The organism is Agarilytica rhodophyticola (assembly GCF_002157225.2).
GTDB classification, from domain to species: domain Bacteria; phylum Pseudomonadota; class Gammaproteobacteria; order Pseudomonadales; family Cellvibrionaceae; genus Agarilytica; species Agarilytica rhodophyticola.
In genome coordinates this window covers 1,944,860-1,968,361 of the sequence record NZ_CP020038.1, presented here as the reverse complement: position 1 = coordinate 1,968,361, position 23,502 = coordinate 1,944,860, and the positions used below count along the sequence as shown (strand labels likewise).

The window sequence follows — 23,502 nt, the reverse complement described above, 5'->3', positions numbered from 1 at the left end:
AGAGGCATGAGTATTAATGCATCCGGGGTAGATCAATTTGCGGCCAGTAATTTAATCTAGATTGCTAGTACTCATTTGACCCAAGAAATCGAACTTCCCTAAAGCGACGCCTTTCATACGTAAAATGGCATAAGTAGTGGTTGTATGAAAATGTACATTTGGCATAGAAAAACTCAAAAGAAAATCTTGTACCGTAAATGTAAAACGGGTTTTACCTCCAATAACAAAAGCAACAGAATTATTAGCAATAGTCTCTAGCTCTCCTTCTGCTAACGCTGCTAGGCTTGATTGAGCCTGCTCCAACATGGTCTGCATTTCCTGCCAATTAGCCGGTATGTTTTGGATATTAGATTTAAATATTCCTGTTTTAACTTGCTCTATTGCGTAAGCTGAATGAACCCAAAGACTTTGGATTTGATTTGGCAATGGCCACATATCATCAGCCAGCCGTGATGAAAGGAGTTCATTGTCTGCCAAACCTAATGCTTGCTCATGGGTCTGTGCTTTTTCTAATATTTTTACTGTACTACTTAACATTTGTTGGCAGGCAGGGATAAAAACTTGATCTAATATTATAGCTATGATTGCTCTCCTGAATTTCTACAGTACCGTTAACGGCTCAATGAAGGTAAGAATGTATCTGGATGAGGGCGAACACGATAGTGATCGGTCTTATCACCAAAAGTGACTTTGCTATCCGCATCAAGCAATATCACAGTTGCCATTACGGTATCTTTGGGATACCCAGACATGCCTACTGGAGAACCATCAATATCGGCAATGCCCAACGCTTTAGCGGCTTTTAAATCATCATCTTGCAAGATTTCAAAATGTGCTGGCAAACTAAGTTTGTCGGATAACTGCTGTGAATTTTTTATGCCTTGATTAGAAATAAACTTAACTTGTGTGTCTGATTTTTTCAGTTCATCCGCTCGTGATAACACTTCTTTAAGTTGATTCATACAGAACGGGCACCAATTAGCTCTAAAAAATACCAATATGGTTTTACTACCGGTAAAGCTTGAAGAGGATATTTGGCTACCATCCAAGCGGCTTAGTGTCATCTCAGGTAAAGCTTGCCCTATATTGATTACACGACTTTTGGTACGACCATAATTAGAAAAAGACCACACATACCATTGAACGAAAATAGCACCAAATGCAACTAAACCTAGTGCAACATACTGGCTCTTTACCAAGCTACCATATTGATTCGATATATAGGCAAATAAGATAACTCCACTAATACTCAATAGCTGAATCAGCGGTAAGCGATCTGAGGTTCGGGCAATTGAAAAAGCACTGGTTAATACCATTAAAAAGAAAGGTAGTGGGAATGTTGTTAGGAAACTACCTAACCATAATAAATCACCACCAGACAGCCATAACATAACTGCCGAACCGAGACCACCGAGGATATTTAGGAGGATTAGCGGTACAATTAATTTTTTCATGTTCAGTACTCTATAAGTTAAAACGATTACCTGAATCTTTATAAAGAGCGTCTAGGTAACCGTTGTTTTTAATTAAATAATCAAACCTCTAACACTGAGGTGATACCGGAGAAAATTCTCAATTATGCTTTAGCACTTAATTCATCAAGCACTGTTAGTAATTCACTCGGCTCAGGACGCTGTGTGTAATCAGGATTCACTTCCGCGTAAGCAATAGTACCGTCAGTGGCAATGACATAGCGTGCAGGCATGGGTAGGCTCCATTTGCCGTCACCATGAATCTCAGGCAGTACAACTTTAAACATTTTGTGGAACTCAATGACATAGTCTTGCAGTGTCCAGCGAATACCAAATTGGTCAGCAATTTCGCCTGCGTGGTCAGTTAAAATGGGGAAATTCAATTTGTTTTCTTGTTGTGATTTAAGGCTGTTTTCAGCACCCTGCATCGAAATTGCTGCAAGGGTAGCGCCACGAGCTTTGAGTTCTTCATTGACAGCTTCTAAAGCTTGTAGCTCGATGTTGCAGTATGGGCACCAAACACCGCGGTAGAAGCTTAATACTACGGGGCCGTTAGCAAGCAATGCTGTTAGTGATACCTCAGTACCTTCAGCGTCTGTTAAAACAAACTTAGGAGCCGTATCGCCTACTTTCAAGGCTTTCTCGGCTTGCCCGCTTTCAATTAGTTCTTGAGTAGAGCGGGCAAAAGCATTAAAAGCCGCTTCTGGTGCTTGTTTTTTAAATTGTTCTTTAAATGCGTTAAGTTGATCTTGAAGTAACATAAGTTTATTCCTCAAAGGCTTAGATTAAATATTGGACTGTGTTCGTTATAGATGTTGGTGTGGCACACAACTTGTGTGAATGGCATCGGTAACTGCATCAATGAGGCTAGTTTAGTTGTTTCAATTTGAGCGATAAATATGTTATTTTGAAATTTATAGTATCAATAAAGGATACAACAAATGTTTCAGAAGGCATTACTTAATGAAATAGTGGTGTTTATTGCCGTCGCTGAATGTGGCAGTTTTACTTTGGCGGCTGAGTCGCTGAACTCCACTAAATCAGGTACTGGAAAAGCGGTCAAAAAACTTGAAGAAGGGCTGGGACTTAAGCTTTTTAACCGTACTACCCGAAGTTTGAGATTAACTGAAGAAGGTCGTATTTTCTTGGAGGCATCTAAACATGCCATTGACACAATTAATGAAGCTAAGCTGCTCTTGGAGTCAAGAAAAGATGACCCGGCAGGTCGCTTACGGGTGAATATGCCCATTGGCATTGGCCGTAATGTGGTGAACAATTTAAAATACTTTACCCAAGAGCATCCCAAAGTCACAGTCGAGCTTGCTCTTTCTGATCGTTTTGAAGATGCCATTCAAGGGGAGTGGGATATTGTAGTGAGAATTGGTGAGCTAGAAGATAGCTCATTTATTGCTAAAAAGCTGTGTCTATCAAAGCGTGTGTTGTGTGCTTCAGCAGATTACTTGGCTACCCGAGGAATACCGCAAAGTCTGCATGAATTGCGTATTCATGATGCGTTGATGTTTCGCGCTTCTAATGGAAAAATAAGGCCTTGGATGTTTCAAGAAAGTAGTGGCAATTTAACTGAAATCACACCGAATGCTTTAGCTATTTTAAGTGATGGCCGCAGTTTTGTTGATGCCGTCATTGCGGGAATGGGGATCGCTCAAGTTTATGATGTTGCATTAGGGTCAACCATTCAGCAGGGTCAAGTGATCGAATTATTACCTGAATATGCCATGCCAGGACCTCCAATCAATGCATTGATTCCGAGTGGGCGAGTAATGCCTGCAAAAACCAAAGTATTTATTGAATTTTTAAAAACCCAGTTTAACCTCGCTTAGTTTCTATATAACGGAAGTTTAACTAAAAATTTTCCTTTTTAGTAAGTAATCAATAACCGCTTGAATCCTCGATGGAATTTGCCGTCTAGATGGATAAATTAACGAAAATGCTACGGTATTACCTGTTAGCAATGGCATTACTGGAACTAACTTTCCATGTTTAATGTCTTCAGCTGCAACATTAGACAATAATTTCCCAACGCCTAAACCTTTAATCAACATTTCCTTGATCATAAAAGGGGAGTTACAGTGGTAGTAGCTCTTGGGAGTTACTTCTATGGTTTTACCATGTTTATTAAGGCGCTGAGTTTTACTTTTTCCCGACTGATTAAGTAAAAGCCAGTGGCAGTTTTGTAGGTCGTCTACTGTTTTTATGGGGCCTGCTTCGGCTAAATAGTCTGGACTTGTATATAGGCCTATCTGCTCTTCGTGGAGTACTCTAGCAACAATAGACTCATCCTCCGGTATGCCCACACGAATAGCTAAATCAACGTCGTCGTGAATAAGGTTTAAGCGGTAGTCATCTAAAACTAAATTAAGTTCTATGTCTGGGTAGGTGTGTTGGAAGTCTTTTAACACGCGGGACATAAATAAATGAGCAATATGGTGTGGCATAGTAATAGATACTTGTCCACGAGGATGACTAGGCGCAAGTACCGCTTCTATATCAGTCAATACCATAGATAATTTCCGAGCTTGCTCGTAAACCTGTTGGCCTTCATCGGTAATTGTCAGTTGCCTTGTTGATCGCTGAATGAGTCGCACGCCAATGTCAGATTCTAATTTAGCGACTTGTTCACTCACCCGAGAACGGCTTGTCTCTAACTTGCGTGCCGCCTCCGCAAAACTTCCTGTTTCTACCACCTTAGAAAAAATAGCGAAAAGCCGTAAGTGGTTTAGATTGATTGTACTCATAAATAGAACACTCTATATGGAATAAATGCCCTTATTGATACGATTATTCTGACTTATAGTGAATATTCATTCAAGCCAACAGCCAGTGATACTTTGTTATGAAGACCTTAAAGAACACTTTAATAATCAGCTCTGCACTTTCGTGTTTGTTGTCCATTAATTCGTTTGCTCAAGCGTGGGATAAAGCACAGCCCCTACCTTTTGCTTTACAGGAAATATATTCAGATACCCATAATGGCATGTTGTATATAGCTGGCGGCATTCCTGAGGATGATAAAAACTATGCTGACTTATTTATGCGTTTTAACCCTAAAGTGAGTGCTTGGGAAAGTCTTACTCCTTTGCCGAACCGTCGTCACCATATCACCCTGAGTGCAACGGCCGAGAATCTCTATGCTATTGGTGGTTTTGTCGGGGCATTTCCTAACTGGCAAGCTCAACCTTCGGTTTATGTTTATTCTTTTCTTTCACAACAATGGTCTACATCTACGCCGTTACCGCAGCCAAGAGGAGAGCATGTGGCTGAAGCCGTCGATGGAAAGGTTTATGTCATTGGCGGTAGGGTGACTAAAACGGCCAGTGCAGCTCATTTTAATGATCATATCGATACCACCAGCAGCCAAGTATTTGACCCTAAAACGGGTAAGTGGATGGATATAACTCCAGCGTTGACGGCAAGGAATAGTGCGGCGTCGGCGGTTATTAAAGGAAAAATTTATGTCGTGGGTGGCAGGCAAAATGAAGTCAATGATAAAGGCGACTTCAAAATCGTTAATGTTCCCAATTTAGAAGTCTATGATCCGGCGAAAAATGTTTGGGTTGCCAAAGCGCCTATGCCAGTAGCACAAAGCGGTTTGGCAGCGGCAACTGTTGATAACAAGCTTTATGTATTTGGGGGTGAACAGTGGTTCCCTGAACAAAAGGTTTTTGCCAATGCTTGGGTTTATAACCCCGAAACCGATAAATGGTCTGCTTTACCTAATCTTCCAACGCCTAGACATGGTTTAACGGCTGAAGCTTTGGGCTCAACCATCTATACAGTGGGTGGTGCAACCGTACCCGGTTTAGGGGCGGTAAACACTCATGAGTCGTTTTCGGTAGACAAAAGGTAGCAAGTAAACCTTATGACTAGAGTAATAGTGCATTGCCTTTGCGGTTTATTGCTGAGTTTGTCGTGGCAAGCTCAATCACAAGATTTATCTACACAAGTTCGTTATCAGACTTTAGAAAGTGATGGAGTTAATATCTTTTATAGGGAAGCTGGTAAGCCCAGTGATACAGCTATTGTTTTATTGCATGGCTTCCCAAGTTCGTCGCATATGTATCGTGATTTACTGCCTAAACTGAGTGACGATTTTTACCTTATTGCACCTGATTATCCCGGCTATGGCTACAGCGAGAAGAAGAGTATTCAAGAATACAAATACACCTTTGAGAATGTTGCCTCTACGATGGATGAATTTTTATCCCAAAAGGGACTAAAACGATATGTGCTTATGGTTCACGATTTTGGTGCGCCTATTGGGTTTCGTATAGCGACAAAGCACCCAGAAAAGGTTGCCGGAATAATTGTTATGAACGGTAATATTTACGAGGAGGGGCTAGGGAAAGGAATTACAGCACTTGTGAAACTTATACGTACACCCAAAGCTGAGGCTAAGATTATAGCTGATAACCTTTCTTTTGATGCCCTGAAGTGGCAACACACACATGGAACGAGATCACCTAGCAGTATTAACCCAGATAGCTGGCACCACGATTATGCGGTTATGAGCCAAAATGGTGTTAAAGATGTCAATTTAGATATGCTGTTCGACTATAAAAATAACCTGCCTCTTTATTCCGTATGGCAAAAATTTTTACGCGTAAACCAACCTCCGTTACTTGTTGTATGGGGCAAGAACGATGCCATTTTTACGGAAAATGGTGCAGCTGCATACAAAAATGACGTTAAAAGCGTCGACTATAACATTCTTAATACAGGGCATTTTGCATTGAATGAAGACGCAACCCTAATTAGTGAAAAAATGCGTGCATTCTTAAATCGCATTGAATTCAAGTGAGAAGATAATGAGTGGAAAAAATAAAGTTGTCATTGTAACGGGAGCTGGTTCTGGCATTGGAAAAGCCACAGCCCTACGTTTTGCTGAAGATGGCTTCAAGGTCGTACTTGTTGGGCGCACAGCTGACAAGTTACAGAAAGTTGCGAATGAAATAGGTACAGAAAATAGTTTGGTGATAACAGCAGATATGTCGTCTTCTGAAGATATCGAAACTATTGTTCAGCAGACGGTATCGACTTTTAATCGTCTTGATGTGGTAGTCAACAATGCCGCTGTATTTATGGGCGGTACTATCGAAGATATTTCCCTAAGTGATTGGAATCATCAGTTTGCTGTAAACACAACAGGGCCGTTTTTATTAATTAAAGCCTGCCTGCCTTATTTAGAAAAACACCAAGGCAATATCGTAAACGTGTCTTCTGTTTCCGGTTTAGGGGGCGATTGGGGGGCATTTGCATATGACGCTACCAAAGGGGCCTTAAATCTTATGACAAAAGGGTTAGCGTTAGATCTCGCACCAAAGAACGTAAGAATTAACGCCGTGGCACCGACCTTAACGGATACGGAAATGACGTCTTTTGTCATTAATAATCAAGACTTGATGCCTATTTTTGAAAACCGAATTGCAATGGAGCGTGCAGGGGAGCCCAATGATATTGCTAAGGCTATAGCGTTTTTAGCAAGCGACGAAGCGGGTTTTATAACAGGAACGATTTTGCCCGTTGATGGCGGGTTAAGTGCATCCAACGGTCAACCGAAAATTGCTTAAGGAGTGATTATGCAATCTAACGACATTAGACAGCACCTGCTTAATCAAATGAATTGGCGTTATGGAACAAAAGGTTTTGACCCAGAAAAGAAAGTAGCCGAGGAAGATTTAAATGCTATTTTAGACGCTATGCGTTTAGCCCCTTCTTCTTTTGGGTTGCAGCCGTGGCGATTTATTTTGGTTGAATCTGCAAGTATTAGACAGCAAATGGCAGAGGCGGTTCCAGCTAATAAAGCCAAGTTTGAAAATGCATCTCATCTGATTATTTTGGCCCGTTTAAACAATCTGTCTCAAGACTATGTTGATCATTATTTTAACTTAGTTAAACAGGTACGACTTCAAGATCATGCAGCGGTAAAGCCTTTTTATGACATGGTGTCGAATAAAGGCAAGACCACACCAAAAGATGCCATCAATATGTGGACGGCAAAGTAGGTTTATATAGCTCTAGGTCACGGCATTATGGCGTCAGCGTTACTCAATGTGGATGCCTGCCCAATGGAGGGTATTAACCCTGCTTTATTTGATCAGTTACTTAATCTAGAAGGGACTGATTATTCAACCACTGTTGCGCTTGCATTGGGCTACCGATCAGAGAGCGATCCATTTTCGCAATTTAATAAAGTGCGCTTTCCTAAAGAAACAGTCATTCAAACCATTTAGAGGATTGAACAAATGAGGACTATGATTATTAAGCTCATCGCTGTTAGCGTTTTTCTGGTAACGGCGATAACACAAGTGGCATACGCGCAGTTTGCCGAACCGCCTGTTTTCCGCAAGATTACCCAAGTGGCAGACGGTTTGTACCGTTTCCAAAACAACAATCATTTTTCGGTTTTTTTAGTCACGCCTGAAGGCGTCATTGTGACAGACCCTATCAATAAAGAAGCCGCAAAATGGCTAAAATCTGAAATTCACCAACGTTTTAAGCAGCCGATTAAATATCTAATTTTGAGTCACGATCACCCTGATCACAGTTCAGGTGGTGAAGTGTTTGCCGAAGATGGCGCTACTGTTATCGCACATCAGAAGACTAAAGATACAATACTCGGGGAAAAACGCCCAACAGCTATTCCTGAGCTGACCTACGAAAATCAAATGACGGTTGAACTGGGTGGTGAGAAAGTTGAGTTGATCTATCTAGGTAAAAATAGCTCGGATAACACAACCCTTGTGCAATTCCCCGAAGAGCGTGCTGTGTTTGCTGTGGATTTTGTTGTAGTTAATCGCCTTCCTTTTAAAACACTCAAGGATGCTTACTTTCCCGAGTGGATAGAGTCCATTGATCGCTTGGCTTTACTGGATTTTGATATGTTGATTCCAGGGCATGGGGGAATGGGCACCAAGCAAGATGCAGTCGACCATGGGCAATATCTTAAAGATTTATATGCAGCTGTTTTACAAGGTATACGGTCTGGAAAGTCTTTAGAAGAATTAAAAGCCTCACTTAAGCTAGATGCATACAAAGATTGGTGGCAATACGATGCATGGTTGCCACTCAATATTGAAGGTGTATATAAAAACATTAACCTCCATCGTCGAGCTAATTAAACAACCTTTCGCTAAAGGCGATGTGAATTAAAAAAATAGGAAAATGAATAACTTTTACTTAAAGCAATTAAGGTTGAAAAATGAAAATAAATATTAAAGATAAAGTGGCATTAGTAACAGGTGCCAATAGGGGTATAGGTTTAGCCATAGTTGAGAGTTTTATTGCTCATGGTGCACAGAAGGTTTATTTAGCAGTTAGAAATAAATCAACCACAGCAGAATTGGTCGAAAAGTACGGCGAGAAAGTGATGCCAGTACAGGTTGATGTATCAGATGAAGCGTCTGTTAAACAATTAGCGACACAGGCTAAAGATGTTGATGTGGTTGTAAACAATGCGGGCACACTAGAAGTTGCCGATCCGCTTGATAAAGGCTAAAGAGAAGTTCTTAAAAGACGTCAATGTAAACGTATTTGGCTTAGTACATATGGCACAGGCATTTGCCCCAATTCTGGCTGAAAAGAATGGTGCATTTGTACAGCTTAATTCAGTTGTTTCACTATTTAATATGACACCATTTACTAGCTACTGTGCCTCAAAGGCAGCAACGTATTCCATTAGTCTAGGTTTAAAGGATGTGTTGAGTGAACAGAACATTCATGTGTTAAGTGTTCACCCTGGTGCTACGGATACTCAAATGCTCAGAGATTTAGGTTTTGAAGGAAAAGCGGAACCAGTGGAAACCGTCGCGGAAGGGATTGTCACTGCACTTAAAAGTGGCAATTTTTTCTTATTTCCCGGCGAAGAATCTCAGCAGGTAGGTGAGCAATACAGTTCTTTTGCACAAACTGTTATAACTTCAGAGGACGCGTAATATGAACAACACGCTAGAACTTTATTCACTTGCAACACCCAATGGGCAAAAAGCCTCTATAGCACTAGAAGAAATGGAACTCCCCTATAATGCGAACACTATCAACATCATCAAAGGAGAGCAGTTTAACGAAGGCTTCCTGAAAATTAACCCAAACAGAAAAGTTCCGGTACTAGTTGATCCAATCGGTGATAATGGTAAGCATTTAGCGATTATGGAATCAGGAGCAATATTATTATATCTAGCAGAAAAAACGGGAAAGTTTATTCCTAGTGACCCCGCTAAAAGAAGCCGAGAGCTACAATGGTTATTTTTCCAAATGGGTGGCGTAGGTCCTATGTTTGGACAATTCGGTCATTTTTATAAATATGCGACAGAAAAATGTAAACACCCGTACCCTGAAGAGCGATATGCCCAAGAAACCATGCGTTTGCTGTCAGTTATGGAGAACCAGTTGAGCAAAAACAAATATTTAGCTGGTGATGAACTGTCAATTGCTGACTTTGCTACTGCGCCATGGGTTATCTGTTTAAAAGACTATTATATAGCAAGCGAACGGTTAGAGCTTTTGAAATATACAAGTGTAAATAGCTGGATTGAGGAACTACGTAGTAGGCCAACTTTTGAGAGAGGACTTAACGCCTGTTATTTTGATTAATTATGTTAAAAGTTTAATTTTTAGAAACTTCGATAAAAACGACCTGCGACTCAAAATCCCTTATTTCTTTAAGTGAGTAAGACTTGAACTATACCTAAGGCTTTGGCTATATTTTTCCTAGAATCTTAAGGAGAATAATCGGTTCGATAAGCCGTCGGTATGTTTATACACAAATATAGGATATAAATTAAAGAATGAATACTAATAAATTTTTATTAAGAATAATTTTAAATTGTACCTTTGTGATTCATAACGGAGTTTTTGCTGAAACTTGGGGCAAAGCCAAAGAATTACCAGAAGCAATACAAGAGCTTTATACCGATACACATGATGACATGATTTATATTGGGGGGGGGATTCCAAAAGATGATGCAAATTTTACTAATTCATTTCGTCGCTATAATGTGGAGGAAAATGTGTGGGAGGAGCTCTCACCCATGCCTGAGAGACGTCATCATGTAACAACCTCTGCGATGGATGATTATATTTATGCTATTGGCGGCTTTACCGGTGCCTTTCCTTATTGGCAAGCACAAGACTCTATCTATATTTACAGCCTGCAAAACGGAAAATGGATAGAGGGTGTGAACTTACCTTCGCCGCGCGGAGAACATATTTCAGTGGAGATTAATGGAAAAATTTACGTTATTGGGGGGCGTGTTCGCTCCAGTGCGGATGCGAAACATTTCACCGAACATCATGATACAAAATTAAACGAAATTTTTGACCCCAAAACAAAAAGATGGATGCAAGGCGCCCCAGCGCCAACAGCTCGCAACAGTGCCGCAGCCGCGGCTATTGACAGTAAAATTTATGTTGTTGGCGGAAGACAAAACCAGACCGATAAAAACGGCGAAATGCCTATTGCCAATTTACCTAATTTGGAAATTTACGACACTAAAACCAACAAATGGGAAAGCGAGTCTGTGATGCCATTGGCACAAGGCGGCTTAGCCGCCACAAGCGCTAATGGTAAGCTTTACGTTTTTGGTGGGGAAAAATGGTATCCAAATCAAAAAGTATTTGCCAATGCATGGGTTTATAACCCTTTAACGGATCGATGGCAAGCCCTTCCTGATATGCCGACCCCACGCCATGGTTTAGCGGCCGCAGTGTTAAATAATACTATCCATGTTTTTGGTGGTGCAACGGTAAACGGTTTAGGTGCTGTGGGTACGCATGAAATCCTCAAATTGAATAGCGATAAATAGAGTATCGATCGATACGTTTATTTTAATTTTCCATATAAAATAAGTAAACCAACTAGAGTCGAAATCGAATAGTTTTATCAGCTTGTCAAAAGAATATATGATTAACCATGTTAGAGCATTTGTAAAATAGTAGAAGGTATAAATGAGAAAAATTATGAAGAAGTTATCAATATTTAGAAGACTATTTATCTTACTCTTTGGTTTGTCTATATCAGCACAAGCCGAAGACCTAAGTTATGTTCGCTATGGCACAGAAAATATAGATGGTTTAAATATTTTTTACCGCGAGGCTGGTGATCCGTCAAAACAAGCTGTCGTGTTGTTGCATGGTTTTCCTACCTCTTCTCATATGTATCGTGACTTCCTTTCTGAACTTGGAGACGAATTTTATCTGATTGCACCAGATTATCCAGGTTATGGTTACAGCGATAAAAAGTCTGTTAAAGAATATACCTACACTTTTGACAATGTTGCTGAGACGATGAATCAGTTTTTCATTCGTCGTGGCCTTAATAACTACGTGATAATGATTCAAGGCTTTGGCGCGCCAGTTGGTTTTCAACTTGCTACTAAGCATCCTGAAAAAGTTGCTGGCTTTATCGTAATGAATGGAAATATCTATGGAGAAGGTTTAGTTAAAGAGACTATTGAATTCTTAAAAGAAGAGCTTACTCCAGAAAACGAAACTAAAAAAATGAAAACTGATTTTAGCCTTAAAACACTAAAATGGCAGCACACACATAGTACCCGAAACCCGAAAGCTATTAACCCCGATGCATAGCATTATGATTTTGCCATAATGAACCTCCCTGGTGTAAAAGAAATTAATCTTAATCTACTTTATGACTATAGAAATAACATTCCGCTTTATCCAGTATGGCAAAAATATTTGCGTGATAACCAGTCGCCTATGCTAATTGCTTGGAAAAAAATGACAAAATTTTTCCAGAGTCAGGAGCTGAAGCCTATAATAAAAAAGATGTAAAAATAATTGATTATAACACTCTAGACACGGGGCATTTTGCCTTAAATGAAGACACATTTACTATTAGTAAAAAGATACGTAATTTTTTCAACAAAAAATAAACATTGACTCTTAGGATAATGTAAAAAAACATCAAAATAAAAAAGATCGCTAGAAAAAAATTAATACTATCGCCAACTCTTTAGACATAGAAAAAAGTATTTCTAGAATAGCAAATTGTGGATATAAAACTATCATGTTGTAACAATATAAAATGCTGTTGGAGAGCCTATTTTGCTAAAACAAAGCACCAGTGATCGAAATACTATAACGCTATCCTATAAATTCTATTGTATCACAAGTAATTTAATCTGCGCTCAAAGATAAAACCATTTTTTAAAAATTTATTGTCCAAGCATTGGCAAATAGTTAACCACATTTTAGGAGGGGATAAATTTTCATTAAAGCTATAGGAACGCTTATTCTAGCCAAAAGATATACACTCAGCCATAAAACAGATCATAACTATGAGCCGAGCCCATATTACTGTCCATTACCAACACGTTTTACTTTTCAAGGCGTTCGATAACGTCTAGAGATTTGAACTAAACACAGACATAAGAATACTTATTGATGAAAAACCACATTCTGGCACAACACTTATAAAACTATATCTACCAATATCAACGATGAGCAATCAACTATCAACCTGCAATTAGAGCTAGTTAAGATTAAATCCTAATTAACAGAGAAAGCAACTTACACTTTCCTTATGAAAGACTACAATAAAAATTAAATGATTTAATAGTTCACAAAATAAATTAATCTTAGTAAGCCAGAGTATAATTCGAGTCACACAGGATAATATTTCCATCCTCAAAACCGGCAACGGAGTACGTAAGGGCTATAACTCTTATGTTCCATCCTCTCCCAAAATCTAATATTTTAAGAACAACTTACAACCGACATGAGCGACCTCAAATAGGCCGCCACGAAAAAGCTCATACTCTTACGTAAACTTTTCTAGTTTTAATATTTAAACTTACATATTTAGACATAAAAAGCAAAAAAAATGAAATTTAGTATGGCATATCCAAAAGCAATATTTCCAATAGGATAGCTACTAAAATCAGGTATATATTAAAATTTTTCGGTAGGTTTTAGATACTACTTTTTAACATCCATTTATTTTTACGATGTGCCGTTAAACGCTCCACCAACACACCAATAACAACTTCGTCATTTGCTTCTTGTGCCACACTTAGAGCTTCCTGCAAACTACCTTGTATGATGTCTTGATCTTGAAGCAAGTCCTTAAGCATTCCATTAGAACTCGCATTTACATCTCCATCACTAATCGAAGTCAGCGCTTCATAGTCTTTCCAAGTTCCGGGAGCTTTTTCGCCTAATCCACGTATAAGCTCAGCGACTTTATCTATTGCAGCGGCCAAATCGATATATTGTTCTTCAAATAGAGTATGAAGAACTTTAAAATCTGAACCCTCTACGTTCCAATGATAATTTTGCGTCTTTAAATATAGCGCATAATTGTCAGCGAGCACCTTTTTTAGACTCTCTACTGTAGGTATAGTCATTTTCTACCTCCATAAAAGTAGATAAATTAATTTTTCAAAAATAGTACTTTTATCACGAAAAAATAGACTAGGAGTATTAATAAATTTATTAGAATATCTATTCCCATTCACTAGTCTATGCCGCTAATTAATAGTTTCGTATTTCTACAGAGATACGAAAGCCATTTTATCGTATTACAACATCATCTGTAGGTTTGTTATATTTCAATGTTCAGAGCTGCAGCAACCCCTTTGCCATAATCAGGATCAGCTTTTAAACAATGAGCGATGTGTCGCTTTTGTATTTCCATGGATGCACCACCCACAGATCGAGCAGTATTCTCAAACAACACTTGTTTTTGAGCCTTACTCATCAATCTGAACAAATTACCCGGTTGGGTAAAATAGTCTTCATCTTCTCGATGACTCCAACGATCAGCAGCACCAGAAAGTGCCAAAGAAGGCTCAGAGTAATTAGGTTGTTCCTGCCATTCGCCTTTAGTATTAGGCTCGTAACCGATAGTACCACCAGCATTACCGTCCACCCTCATTGGACCATCCCTATGATAACTATGCACCGGACAACGAGGAGCATTCACTGGTATTTGATGGTGGTTGACTCCAAGGCGATAGCGTTGCGCATCGCCATAAGAGAATAGGCGCCCTTGAAGCATTTTATCAGGGGAAAAACTAATACCAGGCACCACATTTGCCGGATTAAAAGCAGATTGTTCAACTTCAGCAAAAAAGTTCTCCGGATTTTTATTTAATTCCATTACGCCCACCTCAATAAGAGGGAAATCATTATGAGGCCAAATTTTTGTCAGGTCGAATGGGTTAAATGTAACCTCTTGAGCCCTCTCTTCTGTCATGACTTGAATATAGAGTTTCCAAGAAGGGTAATCGCCTTTTTCGATAGATTCGTATAAGTCGCGCTGATGGCTTTCCCTGTCTTTGCCGATAAGAGTTTCCGCTTCTGCGTCACTCAAGTTCTTAATTCCCTGGTTAGATTTAAGATGAAATTTAACCCAGACACGCTCGTTATCTTTATTAATCATGCTGAAGGTATGGCTACCAAATCCATGCATATGACGATATGTCTCAGGTATACCTCTATCACTCATAACAATAGTAATTTGGTGAAGCGCCTCGGGTAACGATGTCCAAAAATCCCAGTTATTTTCAGCACTTCTCATATTCGTCCTAGGATCACGTTTTACAGCATGATTTAGATCGGGAAACTTGAGAGGATCTCTCAGAAAGAAAACGGGGGTATTATTACCCACTAAGTCCCAGTTACCTTCTTCAGTATAAAATTTTACAGCAAATCCTCTAATATCGCGCTCTGCATCAGCAGCACCACGCTCACCAGCAACCGTCGTAAACCGGGTAAACAACTCTGTTTTTTTACCTACTTCAGAGAAGATTTTAGCTCGCGTATAACACGTGATATCATGAGTGACGGTAAAAACACCATAAGCTCCAGAACCTTTAGCATGCATACGACGCTCAGGTATTACCTCCCGATCAAAATGCGCCAACTTTTCTAAAAACCACACATCTTCTAACAGTTGAGGCCCACGTGGACCAGCTGTTTTTACATTTTGATTATCTGCTACAGGACAGCCAGCAACAGTTGTTAACTTTTTTTTCATAATTCTAACCGTAGTTTTCTATATTAATAACAGCTAAAGTATCAAGTAAAACTCTTTGAGAGGATTATTTTTTTGAAATTAAAATATTATACGTTCAGCTTAAGTATCATGTTTCTTTTCCATTACTATTTCTTCCTATACTGCATTATATTGACAACCTATCAATCATATAAACTATTTGATGCTCATTAAAAAGCGCACTAGCTACTAACACATCAGCCAATGAATAGCATTGTAATTTTTGGTTTAGGCATTACGCGCTTCACAGTTTGTATCTTTTGATTTAGACAAAAAACCTTCCAAATCTATAAAATTATAGCATAAAAAATTTTACTAATTACTAGAGTAGTATCATTAAGCAGTGGCACATATTACAACCATTAAAAACTAAATACAATGAACCTTTACCAGGATATATTAATATCTTCTACACAATAACTTATAAATCTAGTGCAAAAACTACAGTGTGCCATTGAGGCTTTTTTCATTCGGGTGAGAAAAAGTAGTGTCAGTATTCATATGCCATTCTTTGTCGGCTTTCTCTATATCAATGGAACCATCGCTCTCTTTTGCAATACGGCCTGTTTTTATCGCTTTGCACACGGCAGTATCCCCCCCGATGGCGGGCATAGGTACGAATAGAGATTCCCATAGTCATGTTCCCTACATAAAAAATACATCACTCAAATGAAGAAAGAAAGCAAGTCATCGTGACTAAAAAAACAATAAAAAACCGCTTGATGTGTTCGGCAGGTGAAGGGTTAATGTCCCTACAAACATGCAATACAAAAGGCAAATATAATGATTAATTTTGACGAACCCAAAAGCCCCAAAGCAGCATTTACCGCTAAAAAAAATCAGATTAATAAGGCGCTACAACGCCTGCAGCAGCACAACGAAAATTTATTTAATGTTAATCAAGACAAGATACATTGGGGACATGTTACCGACATTACCGATTACGCCGAATTATTAAAGCACTTGACGGACAAAGTATTTAAAGAAGGCGAATACGCACCAGGAAACGCAGCTAAATACTAAATAAAAAGAATGAGTATAAACAACATCATAAGAGAGCGGCTACAACATGTAGCCCTTCATCGCCTCAAACTTACAAGTAAAAAATAAAGAGATATCTATCATGATAAAACTTACCAATACACAAACCACCATTTTATCTAACGCGGCGCAAAGAGAAACAGGCTCGATATATCCACTGCCGAACACTATCAATAAAGGCATCGAGTCGCGTGTTATTAGCAGCCTTATCAAAAAACAATTTATCGACGAGAAGAACGGTGACTACACTATTAACGCCAACGGATTTAAAGCCATTGGCCTTGCACCTAGGGAGAAAAGCAAAACGAGCAAGAATGATATTATTCTCCAGCTTGTGAGCGCCAAGGAAGGGGCAACGCTTGAGGCTTTATGCGAGGCTACCTCTTGGCAGAAACATAGCGTGAGGGGCGCTATAAGTACTTTAAAAACTAAGGGACACAAAATAGTCTCATCGAAAGATAAAGATGGATCGCGCACATACACATTAAAAAAAGACCCAACACCTTCGATAAGTTCAGGCCATTAAAATATCTAAATACTATAAAAATAGCGCTTCATTGACTTGACCTTGTCGGTAAGTGACGCCTGAATGGAACACAACACCCTGTAATTCGCCAAAGGAACTCCGATAATGACAGCAAAAAATTCAGAGGCAAAAGTAGATACAAACAAAGCTATGTTGCTAGTAAAAAATAAAAGTACTTATCACGCCGTTTATTGTTTTTATAACCACCATAATAATCATAAGGGTGGTCTGGGCGATATTTTACATCAGCACTACAACACACTAGATAGCATCTATCAACTTATTCAGGTTGGCAATATTCATACCCTATATGCCGACAGTATTCGCCTTTTTACGATTGGCCACAAAAACCACCACCCTGATACCACATATAAAGATATCGGCATTGCGCTGGACGAAGGTGTTAAAGCTAACGCCCATCATATTTATATCTATGCGAATGATCTCTGGCGGCACACGCCGCTTGCTATTTAGCGACGTTTTAAAAAATCACATCATTGACTTGATGTCATCGTCGAAGCGAGCGTTAATGTCTAGACCTAAACACGACACGTAACGGAGAAAAAAATGAGTACGCGATCCACAATAGCCTTAAAAAAAGGCGACGGTTATTACGCAATATATTGTCATCACGATGGCCATGATACTGGTTGTGGTGTAGGCCCGACATTAAGGGAGTATCATAATTCCTCTGAAGACGCGAACGCATTGATTGCCTTAGGCAGCTTATCGTATATAGAGAATAACGAGGTATATGCTTACCATCGGGATCACAATAACCCCTGGCACCGCTGCAAACCCCAATATGCTAACAGTATTGAGCAATTGATAATAGTAGCCGAGAGAAACGACGCTAACTTTCTTTATGTCTACGATGATAACCAATGGCAAACGCATAAACTCTATTAGCCACCTGTCAATAGCGCTTCATTCACTTGATCTACACCGTGAATGAAGCTTTCATCTCATAACACACACTAATGACACAAGGCACTCAGATGAAAAAACTCTTTGGCAAAGACACGCTTACTAAAAATGAAACACTACGGTTAAAAAAATTCACTGAAGACCTCGCAACAATCACCAAAAAATACGGCATTGTCTTAACGCTATGCGATACCGATAGCACCATTGAGATTACCTCCCCCAACAACCCAGAACTTACCTATATTGAATACGATAGTGAACCTAACGATGGCGGACTAACGCCAATCAACTGGAAATTTTCGTACATCGAATTAGAAATAGAATAAAAGTTTTTTAAGGATAATAGTAAAAGTCCGCATTCTTAATATGTGGGCTTTATTTTTAATAAAAGATATAAAATATATCCATCATTGACTTGATGTAGTCGCCAGAAAGAGCGTTAATGTCCCCACACAAAAACAACGCAGAGAACTATTAAAATGGCTGAATCACGATTAGATCTTGTTAAAAAAGTCATCGCTACGATTGATCCCGCCTGCCACCGACATTTTAATGAGTATAAAAGCTACTTCACCGATAAAGACCTAAAGGATATTTGTGAATCAAAGCAATATAACGATATTAATATGTATAAGGTACAAGCTAAGGCTGCATTAAGAAGCAATATTGGCGCTAAGGCAATCAAAACAGGATACATCGGTAGTATGGACAATTGGCAAACTGAAGCCCAAAACATACTGACTAAAAAAATAAAAACGGTACTTGAATCGCTTGATATCGACACACTCAACGCTATTGCTGATGGTCGTATCGATGTCCCTAGCATCGCTAAAGAAATTTAACCCTTAACTATAACTATCGATATTCGGGGGCTAATACTTAGCCTCCATTATGACATCATGAAAAATACACCATCACCACTTATCACTATGAAACTTAGTCATTATCAACTTGACTCTGTACACCTACAAAGTATTAATGCTTTCACACAAAATCCAGCGGAGAATACCATGACTATCGACACATACTCAGGCATAGACAACGACACTATAAAAAAATTACAAAAAGAACAATATTCGCAAGAAGAACAATTCAAAAAATTCACAGAAGAACTGACACGCTTATCCCAAAAATACGGCGTCATACTACACGTTACGGGTGGCGTCATGTTTGTGAATCCAGAAGCACCTTGTTTGCACCACCTTCAGTATTCGAGCGACGCCACGAGTGGCGATTTGGAGCCAATCAACGGGTACGATTAACCCAAGAATATGCCATATTATTCTCTAGAATAAATATTTAATCCGCGCATCGAATGAGAAATAAAAATATACGCATCAATGACTTGATGTAGTCGTCGGAACGAGCGTTAATGTCCCTACAGAAACACACATCAAGCGAGGAAATTAAAATGGGCACATGGGCATTACCTAAAACAAAAAAAATCGCAAACGAATTACAAGTATTGATGAAAAAGCCAATACCTTGTAACCAAGCGACTCATCACTTAGTCGACATTATCGGCGACGATGATTTATACGATCTTCTCGAAACATTGGAGGATGATTTTGATATACGCCCCATTATTCGAGACTTTTTAAGCGAAATCATCACACAGCGCATCGACTACAACAATAATGACTGGGATAAGGAAGCCCTCCGTATTTGCACACGGCTAACCTCACCCTAGAGGCTAAGCCGACGTTACCTCTAGGCTGTTAAAGGTAAGTGAATCCAACAGCCTCGTGGCTTCACCCCCTGAATATTCTTGCCAACGACGAATAATAACGTCCACATATTTAGGGTCAAGCTCTACTAGCCTTGCACGGCGGTTAGCTTTCTCACAGGCAATTAAGGTACTGCCAGAGCCACCAAACGGGTCTAATACAATATCCCGACTTTTACTGGAATTTCTAATCGCTTTCTCCACAAGCTCGACCGGCTTCATTGTGGGATGCAAGTCACTTTTATTGGGCTTATTAAAAAACCATAGATCGGTTTGATTTCTATCACCACACCAGAAGTGATCGCTACCCTGTTTCCAACCATAGAGAATCGATTCATATTGTCGCTGATAATCGGAATGGCCTAATGTAAAATGATTTTTCGCCCAAATAATAAATGTCGACCAACGGCCACCGGCATCACGAAATGCCTTTTGTAAGGTATCCAGTTCGCTGGAGGACATACAGATATAACACGCGCCTTTAGTTTTATCGAGGATATGCGTTAGCGCGTCTTTTAAAAATGTGTAAAAGCCCTCGCCTAGATTATCGTTGAGTATAGGACGACTGTTAAAACGTATTTTATCGCGCTGGTTACTGCCATAATCCACATTATAAGGCGGATCGGTAAAGGTCATATCGACCAACTCATCCCCCAGTAGCGTATTAATATCCTCACGGCTAGTGGCATCTCCACATAATAATTTATGATCGCCTAGCAACCATATATCACCGACTTGACTGATCACACTTTCTTCTGGCTCAGGCACCTCATCCTCGTTGCCTTGGCTATCCGATGCGCTATCAAAATCCAGTAATTCATCTAGCTCGTCATCCGAAAAGCCAATGATATCGAGATTAAACCCTAGGTCTTTTAAATCACCAAGTTCCAAGGCAAGTAGTTCGTCGTTCCATCCAGCGTTTTCTGCGAGTTTATTATCCGCGATAACGAGCGCCCGCCTTTGTGATTCTGTTAGATGATCTAGAATAATCACCGGGGCTTTTTCAAGTTGTAATTGTTGTGCGGCCATGAGGCGGCCATGGCCTGCGATAATCGTTCCGTCACTCGAGACTAGGATAGGATTAACAAAACCAAATTCGACAATACTGGCAGCGATTTGGGAGACTTGGGTATCATCATGTGTACGGGCATTACGAGCATAGGGAATGAGTTTTTTAAGTGGCCATTGTACCACCGAGCCTACAGCGATGTGCGCCATATACAAACCTTAGTAAAATTAATACGTGGAAAATATAAAAAGAAAAATAAATGGACAAGTATTAACGAGGTGCGAACCTACAACAATGAGGTTCGCACTCCAAGAAGGCGATGATGTTATTTAGTAAATACAGTATTACCCTATTTTTTAAGGCTAGATGACGATGACGTGTTTTTAATAATTGATGAGATATAGTGCGAACCGCGAACTGCGAACCACTTAACAATATCTATCGCTAGCGAAATTCGGCGGTGTGGAGGCCCGCTTGGCGCTTATTTCAACCAAGTACCTTTTTGGTTATTTTCGAAGGAGATCGCAGATGTTCGGCGAAGTTTTTTAAGTGTTATGAGCTGGTTTACAAATAAGACTGTGGTAATTAATAAAAGTTTCAATCAAATTAATTTTTTTCAAAACTAATATTAATGTAAGAAAATAGTAAATAAATTACCGTAAAAAATAGCGCGAGAAAAATATGCCACTAAACACAAATGTTACATGTGCTTAATCCCATCGTAAATAATAAATCCAGCACCCCCAATCACCGCGATAAAGAATAAAATTAATAACGTGAAAAATGTTTGTTTAATCATGTGAGATATCTTTGGATAGTATCCAGCAAGTTTTAATATGTGGTGATCGGATATAACAATAGACTTCATTCGTTGAAAAAGGCTTATCTGATTGGAAGAAAACAATTATCACTTATGAGGGTAGGCCAACCTACCACTTCACAGGTGTTATTGATTATTCTCAATCAGATAGCCTTATTTTAAACAATCATAGTTTCAAGCACTCCAGTCACCCCCTATAGCGACAACACATCATAACCCCGTCATTTGATTGACTAAAATAAAAAAAGTCTTATGAGGTATACCTTACGTCTCGATAACCGTATGAATACTATTTTCTCTGTCAGATGCGCTATTTCTAGCCTTCAACATGCGCTCACGAAGTCGTTGGCTGTGTTCAGGATCAACAAAAGGATTTTTACCTAAGCGGTAGTGCCATAGTGCGCAAGATTCTGCTTGGCATCGTTTGACCTCACTGGATGATCCGTGACAACAATCCAAGCATTCAGCCCTTATGGCCTTGACTGGTGATCGATAATTATCAGGCTTGGCTTTCCTATAAAAAATATGCTTACCCATTCGGTAGGGGTGGAGAGGGCATGTTGTAAATTCACACCTTCGAATGTGTGGTTGTATTTCGGCACAGTCCAAGCATTTCTGCCGAATGGCTTTGAGTGGTGATTTTTTAACGGCAGAGTCCATAATTTTTTCCAGGCATAAAAAAACCGCAGCGATAGTCTCAACTGCGGTTTAATAATTTTTTAAATAAATATTTCGAGCGGTGCTTGCTGGTTCTTGTCTCAGGATAGGGCAAACTATACGCCCAAACGCAGAATTTGTCCCACCCGTTTTTTAAGACTTCTTACCAGGAGTTACCGCCACTTACCGGTACTTCTAAATTATTACTAATAGCCCTAAGCGCTTCATTCCAATACCGCTGTGCCGTTGTTTTCGGATAACCCACTTCTCGCGCAATGGCTCGCCACGACATCCGCTGTGCCCTAAGCCAAATTAGTTTACGCCACTCTGGCTCATCGACTAGCGTAATCCAAGCTAGGGTTTCTTCTGCGCGATCAATGGCATCGGGGAGTGGTTGTAATATCGTGTATTTTTTTATTTTTTCCATCCGAGCAATTTCGCGTGGTGTATATTTAATTTCAGGCCAATAATTTCTATGGCCCAGTGATATATTTCCTGGTAACTTGCTTAACACGCTAACACACTCCTCAAAACGCCGTGCTACGGTTTTGTTATCCCAGCTATGCCGATGCATTAGTGCCTCCCTGTTCGTTGATCCTGCGCCCACATGAGCAGTCCTAGCGCATCTGCCTCGTTATCGTCAGCAGGTTCATAGCCTAAACGTCTCACCGAATCGATCATAGCCTGTTTGCTCGCATTACCTTTGCCGGTGATATGTTTTTTAATTGTCCCGACAGGCACACCTTGGTAAGGAATATTTTCTTGCTCACCAAACGCCGTGAGTGTTGCTAAGAATCCGCCGTACACATGCGCCGCGTCTGTCCCTATGTGCCGCCTAACCTCCTCGAAGTAAATTACGTCTATGCCATCGATGGATGTATGTAAATCTCGTAGCCAAGCATTAAATTTTAAAAATCGCATCCCACCCCCGTCGTAACGACTATGCTTGAAATTGGCTGTACCGCTGATAATTAATTCATGTGATGTCATTGCCCATCCAGTCGTTGTACCGAGATCCAGTGATAATAGGTTTAAATTATCCATTATTTTTTTCTCCATGATGACTTATATCGACTAGGATTAACACGTTTTCCTGGTGCGGTATGTTTTTTACATCGGCGATTAAATGATTTAATTTTTAATGGTGTGGTTGTTTCAAAGGGTATTTTGCATTTCGCACAAGGTGTTTCCCACACTAACAAAAAAGTTTTTTCCCCATTACGTATTTTTCTGTAAGGTTTTATATGTTTTAGTCGATAAGATTGGTTGTCGTAAATCAACAATGTCCCTAG

31 protein-coding genes are annotated in these 23,502 nt (G+C 39.6%); 20 read left to right on the top strand and 11 right to left on the bottom strand.

Features of this window, described 5'->3' with window-relative positions; all coding sequences use genetic code 11:
* Positions 1-51 precede the first annotated feature (51 nt).
* The 3 genes from BVC89_RS08350 to BVC89_RS08340 all read right to left on the bottom strand — a co-directional run bounded on the left by BVC89_RS08350 (position 52) and on the right by BVC89_RS08340 (position 2,233).
* Complete coding sequence (locus BVC89_RS08350) at positions 52-555, bottom strand: DUF1993 family protein (RefSeq protein WP_281260997.1); 504 nt, start codon at positions 553-555, stop codon at positions 52-54.
* Between the two features lie 56 nt (positions 556-611).
* Positions 612-1,454, bottom strand: coding sequence for a peroxiredoxin family protein (locus BVC89_RS08345; RefSeq protein WP_086930752.1), 843 nt, complete (start codon positions 1,452-1,454; stop codon positions 612-614).
* Positions 1,455-1,576: 122 nt separating this feature from the next.
* Complete coding sequence (locus BVC89_RS08340) at positions 1,577-2,233, bottom strand: peroxiredoxin-like family protein (protein ID WP_086930751.1); 657 nt, start codon at positions 2,231-2,233, stop codon at positions 1,577-1,579.
* Between the two features lie 180 nt (positions 2,234-2,413).
* Here BVC89_RS08340 and BVC89_RS08335 point away from each other — a divergent pair, with 180 nt between their 5' ends.
* Positions 2,414-3,313, top strand: a complete 900-nt coding sequence (locus tag BVC89_RS08335; protein ID WP_086930750.1) for a LysR family transcriptional regulator — start codon at positions 2,414-2,416, stop codon at positions 3,311-3,313.
* A gap of 18 nt (positions 3,314-3,331) precedes the next feature.
* Here the strand turns inward: BVC89_RS08335 and BVC89_RS08330 are convergent, their stop codons facing one another.
* On the bottom strand, positions 3,332-4,228 hold the full coding sequence (locus tag BVC89_RS08330) for a LysR family transcriptional regulator (RefSeq protein WP_086930749.1): 897 nt from the start codon (positions 4,226-4,228) through the stop codon (positions 3,332-3,334).
* Between the two features lie 98 nt (positions 4,229-4,326).
* Here BVC89_RS08330 and BVC89_RS08325 point away from each other — a divergent pair, with 98 nt between their 5' ends.
* The 11 genes from BVC89_RS08325 (at position 4,327) to BVC89_RS08280 (ending at position 12,074) form a co-directional block, all read left to right on the top strand.
* Positions 4,327-5,340: a Kelch repeat-containing protein gene (locus tag BVC89_RS08325; protein WP_086930748.1), complete on the top strand. Its 1,014-nt coding sequence runs from the start codon at positions 4,327-4,329 to the stop codon at positions 5,338-5,340.
* A gap of 12 nt (positions 5,341-5,352) precedes the next feature.
* A complete protein-coding gene (locus BVC89_RS08320; protein ID WP_086930747.1) occupies positions 5,353-6,291 on the top strand; it encodes an alpha/beta fold hydrolase in 939 nt (312 codons plus the stop codon).
* Positions 6,292-6,298: 7 nt separating this feature from the next.
* Entirely contained in the window at positions 6,299-7,060 is a 762-nt protein-coding gene (gene budC / locus BVC89_RS08315) for a meso-2,3-butanediol dehydrogenase (protein WP_086930746.1), read from the top strand.
* A 9-nt stretch (positions 7,061-7,069) separates the two neighbouring features.
* The gene (locus BVC89_RS08310) at positions 7,070-7,495 is read left to right on the top strand and encodes a nitroreductase family protein (protein ID WP_086930745.1); all 426 of its coding nucleotides are present in this window, start codon (positions 7,070-7,072) and stop codon (positions 7,493-7,495) included.
* Positions 7,496-7,522: 27 nt separating this feature from the next.
* Positions 7,523-7,723 carry a nitroreductase family protein gene (locus BVC89_RS08305; RefSeq protein WP_086930744.1) on the top strand — a complete coding sequence of 67 codons (201 nt, stop codon included), beginning with the start codon at positions 7,523-7,525 and terminating at the stop codon, positions 7,721-7,723.
* A gap of 12 nt (positions 7,724-7,735) precedes the next feature.
* A complete protein-coding gene (locus tag BVC89_RS08300; RefSeq protein ID WP_086930743.1) occupies positions 7,736-8,611 on the top strand; it encodes an MBL fold metallo-hydrolase in 876 nt (291 codons plus the stop codon).
* Positions 8,612-8,691: 80 nt separating this feature from the next.
* Positions 8,692-8,988 (top strand): SDR family NAD(P)-dependent oxidoreductase, encoded by a 297-nt coding sequence (locus tag BVC89_RS30540; RefSeq protein WP_216825114.1) that lies wholly within the window; start codon positions 8,692-8,694, stop codon positions 8,986-8,988.
* Positions 8,963-9,424 carry an SDR family NAD(P)-dependent oxidoreductase gene (locus tag BVC89_RS30535; RefSeq protein ID WP_216825113.1) on the top strand — a complete coding sequence of 154 codons (462 nt, stop codon included), beginning with the start codon at positions 8,963-8,965 and terminating at the stop codon, positions 9,422-9,424. The genes BVC89_RS30540 and BVC89_RS30535 overlap by 26 nt, the downstream gene beginning before the upstream one ends.
* Before the next feature lies 1 nt (position 9,425).
* Positions 9,426-10,082, top strand: a complete 657-nt coding sequence (locus tag BVC89_RS08290) for a glutathione S-transferase N-terminal domain-containing protein (protein ID WP_086930742.1) — start codon at positions 9,426-9,428, stop codon at positions 10,080-10,082.
* 194 nt (positions 10,083-10,276) lie between these two features.
* The gene (locus tag BVC89_RS08285; RefSeq protein ID WP_086930741.1) at positions 10,277-11,293 is read left to right on the top strand and encodes a Kelch repeat-containing protein; all 1,017 of its coding nucleotides are present in this window, start codon (positions 10,277-10,279) and stop codon (positions 11,291-11,293) included.
* 154 nt (positions 11,294-11,447) lie between these two features.
* Positions 11,448-12,074 (top strand): alpha/beta fold hydrolase, encoded by a 627-nt coding sequence (locus BVC89_RS08280; RefSeq protein ID WP_216825112.1) that lies wholly within the window; start codon positions 11,448-11,450, stop codon positions 12,072-12,074.
* A 1,343-nt stretch (positions 12,075-13,417) separates the two neighbouring features.
* Here the strand turns inward: BVC89_RS08280 and BVC89_RS08275 are convergent.
* From BVC89_RS08275 to BVC89_RS30145, 3 genes are all read right to left on the bottom strand, one after another.
* A complete protein-coding gene (locus BVC89_RS08275; RefSeq protein ID WP_216825111.1) occupies positions 13,418-13,852 on the bottom strand; it encodes a Dps family protein in 435 nt (144 codons plus the stop codon).
* A gap of 197 nt (positions 13,853-14,049) precedes the next feature.
* Positions 14,050-15,486: a catalase gene (locus tag BVC89_RS08270; protein WP_086930740.1), complete on the bottom strand. Its 1,437-nt coding sequence runs from the start codon at positions 15,484-15,486 to the stop codon at positions 14,050-14,052.
* A 459-nt stretch (positions 15,487-15,945) separates the two neighbouring features.
* The gene (locus BVC89_RS30145; RefSeq protein ID WP_216825110.1) at positions 15,946-16,089 is read right to left on the bottom strand and encodes a hypothetical protein; all 144 of its coding nucleotides are present in this window, start codon (positions 16,087-16,089) and stop codon (positions 15,946-15,948) included.
* A 198-nt stretch (positions 16,090-16,287) separates the two neighbouring features.
* Between BVC89_RS30145 and BVC89_RS08260 the strand changes: the two genes are divergently transcribed.
* The 8 genes from BVC89_RS08260 to BVC89_RS08225 all read left to right on the top strand — a co-directional run bounded on the left by BVC89_RS08260 (position 16,288) and on the right by BVC89_RS08225 (position 19,688).
* The gene (locus BVC89_RS08260) at positions 16,288-16,527 is read left to right on the top strand and encodes a hypothetical protein (RefSeq protein WP_086930739.1); all 240 of its coding nucleotides are present in this window, start codon (positions 16,288-16,290) and stop codon (positions 16,525-16,527) included.
* A gap of 100 nt (positions 16,528-16,627) precedes the next feature.
* Positions 16,628-17,071, top strand: a complete 444-nt coding sequence (locus BVC89_RS08255; RefSeq protein ID WP_086930738.1) for a DUF3489 domain-containing protein — start codon at positions 16,628-16,630, stop codon at positions 17,069-17,071.
* Positions 17,072-17,176: 105 nt separating this feature from the next.
* Positions 17,177-17,545 carry a hypothetical protein gene (locus tag BVC89_RS08250; RefSeq protein ID WP_086930737.1) on the top strand — a complete coding sequence of 123 codons (369 nt, stop codon included), beginning with the start codon at positions 17,177-17,179 and terminating at the stop codon, positions 17,543-17,545.
* Between the two features lie 93 nt (positions 17,546-17,638).
* Complete coding sequence (locus BVC89_RS08245) at positions 17,639-17,980, top strand: hypothetical protein (RefSeq protein WP_086930736.1); 342 nt, start codon at positions 17,639-17,641, stop codon at positions 17,978-17,980.
* Between the two features lie 89 nt (positions 17,981-18,069).
* Positions 18,070-18,324 (top strand): hypothetical protein, encoded by a 255-nt coding sequence (locus tag BVC89_RS08240; RefSeq protein ID WP_086930735.1) that lies wholly within the window; start codon positions 18,070-18,072, stop codon positions 18,322-18,324.
* 153 nt (positions 18,325-18,477) lie between these two features.
* The gene (locus tag BVC89_RS08235; RefSeq protein ID WP_086930734.1) at positions 18,478-18,840 is read left to right on the top strand and encodes a hypothetical protein; all 363 of its coding nucleotides are present in this window, start codon (positions 18,478-18,480) and stop codon (positions 18,838-18,840) included.
* Between the two features lie 57 nt (positions 18,841-18,897).
* Positions 18,898-19,260, top strand: coding sequence for a hypothetical protein (locus BVC89_RS08230; protein WP_086930733.1), 363 nt, complete (start codon positions 18,898-18,900; stop codon positions 19,258-19,260).
* A gap of 149 nt (positions 19,261-19,409) precedes the next feature.
* A complete protein-coding gene (locus BVC89_RS08225) occupies positions 19,410-19,688 on the top strand; it encodes a hypothetical protein (protein ID WP_086930732.1) in 279 nt (92 codons plus the stop codon).
* A gap of 3 nt (positions 19,689-19,691) precedes the next feature.
* Here BVC89_RS08225 and BVC89_RS08220 read toward each other — a convergent pair whose 3' ends face one another.
* From BVC89_RS08220 to BVC89_RS08210, 4 genes are all read right to left on the bottom strand, one after another.
* Complete coding sequence (locus BVC89_RS08220; protein WP_086930731.1) at positions 19,692-20,942, bottom strand: site-specific DNA-methyltransferase; 1,251 nt, start codon at positions 20,940-20,942, stop codon at positions 19,692-19,694.
* Between the two features lie 875 nt (positions 20,943-21,817).
* Complete coding sequence (locus BVC89_RS29645) at positions 21,818-22,213, bottom strand: hypothetical protein (RefSeq protein WP_158657848.1); 396 nt, start codon at positions 22,211-22,213, stop codon at positions 21,818-21,820.
* A gap of 160 nt (positions 22,214-22,373) precedes the next feature.
* A complete protein-coding gene (locus BVC89_RS08215) occupies positions 22,374-22,784 on the bottom strand; it encodes a DUF6362 family protein (protein WP_086930730.1) in 411 nt (136 codons plus the stop codon).
* The gene (locus BVC89_RS08210) at positions 22,784-23,254 is read right to left on the bottom strand and encodes a crossover junction endodeoxyribonuclease RuvC (RefSeq protein ID WP_086934553.1); all 471 of its coding nucleotides are present in this window, start codon (positions 23,252-23,254) and stop codon (positions 22,784-22,786) included. The genes BVC89_RS08215 and BVC89_RS08210 overlap by 1 nt, the downstream gene beginning before the upstream one ends.
* Between the last annotated feature and the right edge of the window lie 248 nt (positions 23,255-23,502).

Excerpts from the sequence above, each read along its gene's own strand:
- BVC89_RS08345 (WP_086930752.1), bottom strand. The coding sequence starts at position 1,454 with ATGAAAAAATTAATTGTACCGCTAATCCTCCTAAATATCCTCGGTGGT.
- BVC89_RS08340 (WP_086930751.1), bottom strand. The coding sequence starts at position 2,233 with ATGTTACTTCAAGATCAACTTAACGCATTTAAAGAACAATTTAAAAAA.
- BVC89_RS08335 (WP_086930750.1), top strand. The coding sequence starts at position 2,414 with ATGTTTCAGAAGGCATTACTTAATGAAATAGTGGTGTTTATTGCCGTC.
- BVC89_RS08330 (WP_086930749.1), bottom strand. The coding sequence starts at position 4,228 with ATGAGTACAATCAATCTAAACCACTTACGGCTTTTCGCTATTTTTTCT.
- BVC89_RS08325 (WP_086930748.1), top strand. The coding sequence starts at position 4,327 with ATGAAGACCTTAAAGAACACTTTAATAATCAGCTCTGCACTTTCGTGT.
- BVC89_RS08320 (WP_086930747.1), top strand. The coding sequence starts at position 5,353 with ATGACTAGAGTAATAGTGCATTGCCTTTGCGGTTTATTGCTGAGTTTG.
- budC (WP_086930746.1), top strand. The coding sequence starts at position 6,299 with ATGAGTGGAAAAAATAAAGTTGTCATTGTAACGGGAGCTGGTTCTGGC.
- BVC89_RS08310 (WP_086930745.1), top strand. The coding sequence starts at position 7,070 with ATGCAATCTAACGACATTAGACAGCACCTGCTTAATCAAATGAATTGG.
- BVC89_RS08305 (WP_086930744.1), top strand. The coding sequence starts at position 7,523 with ATGGCGTCAGCGTTACTCAATGTGGATGCCTGCCCAATGGAGGGTATT.
- BVC89_RS08300 (WP_086930743.1), top strand. The coding sequence starts at position 7,736 with ATGAGGACTATGATTATTAAGCTCATCGCTGTTAGCGTTTTTCTGGTA.
- BVC89_RS30540 (WP_216825114.1), top strand. The coding sequence starts at position 8,692 with ATGAAAATAAATATTAAAGATAAAGTGGCATTAGTAACAGGTGCCAAT.
- BVC89_RS08290 (WP_086930742.1), top strand. The coding sequence starts at position 9,426 with ATGAACAACACGCTAGAACTTTATTCACTTGCAACACCCAATGGGCAA.
- BVC89_RS08285 (WP_086930741.1), top strand. The coding sequence starts at position 10,277 with ATGAATACTAATAAATTTTTATTAAGAATAATTTTAAATTGTACCTTT.
- BVC89_RS08280 (WP_216825112.1), top strand. The coding sequence starts at position 11,448 with ATGAAGAAGTTATCAATATTTAGAAGACTATTTATCTTACTCTTTGGT.
- BVC89_RS08275 (WP_216825111.1), bottom strand. The coding sequence starts at position 13,852 with ATGACTATACCTACAGTAGAGAGTCTAAAAAAGGTGCTCGCTGACAAT.
- BVC89_RS08270 (WP_086930740.1), bottom strand. The coding sequence starts at position 15,486 with ATGAAAAAAAAGTTAACAACTGTTGCTGGCTGTCCTGTAGCAGATAAT.
- BVC89_RS08260 (WP_086930739.1), top strand. The coding sequence starts at position 16,288 with ATGATTAATTTTGACGAACCCAAAAGCCCCAAAGCAGCATTTACCGCT.
- BVC89_RS08255 (WP_086930738.1), top strand. The coding sequence starts at position 16,628 with ATGATAAAACTTACCAATACACAAACCACCATTTTATCTAACGCGGCG.
- BVC89_RS08250 (WP_086930737.1), top strand. The coding sequence starts at position 17,177 with ATGACAGCAAAAAATTCAGAGGCAAAAGTAGATACAAACAAAGCTATG.
- BVC89_RS08245 (WP_086930736.1), top strand. The coding sequence starts at position 17,639 with ATGAGTACGCGATCCACAATAGCCTTAAAAAAAGGCGACGGTTATTAC.
- BVC89_RS08240 (WP_086930735.1), top strand. The coding sequence starts at position 18,070 with ATGAAAAAACTCTTTGGCAAAGACACGCTTACTAAAAATGAAACACTA.
- BVC89_RS08235 (WP_086930734.1), top strand. The coding sequence starts at position 18,478 with ATGGCTGAATCACGATTAGATCTTGTTAAAAAAGTCATCGCTACGATT.
- BVC89_RS08230 (WP_086930733.1), top strand. The coding sequence starts at position 18,898 with ATGAAAAATACACCATCACCACTTATCACTATGAAACTTAGTCATTAT.
- BVC89_RS08225 (WP_086930732.1), top strand. The coding sequence starts at position 19,410 with ATGGGCACATGGGCATTACCTAAAACAAAAAAAATCGCAAACGAATTA.
- BVC89_RS08220 (WP_086930731.1), bottom strand. The coding sequence starts at position 20,942 with ATGGCGCACATCGCTGTAGGCTCGGTGGTACAATGGCCACTTAAAAAA.
- BVC89_RS29645 (WP_158657848.1), bottom strand. The coding sequence starts at position 22,213 with ATGGACTCTGCCGTTAAAAAATCACCACTCAAAGCCATTCGGCAGAAA.
- BVC89_RS08215 (WP_086930730.1), bottom strand. The coding sequence starts at position 22,784 with ATGCATCGGCATAGCTGGGATAACAAAACCGTAGCACGGCGTTTTGAG.
- BVC89_RS08210 (WP_086934553.1), bottom strand. The coding sequence starts at position 23,254 with ATGGATAATTTAAACCTATTATCACTGGATCTCGGTACAACGACTGGA.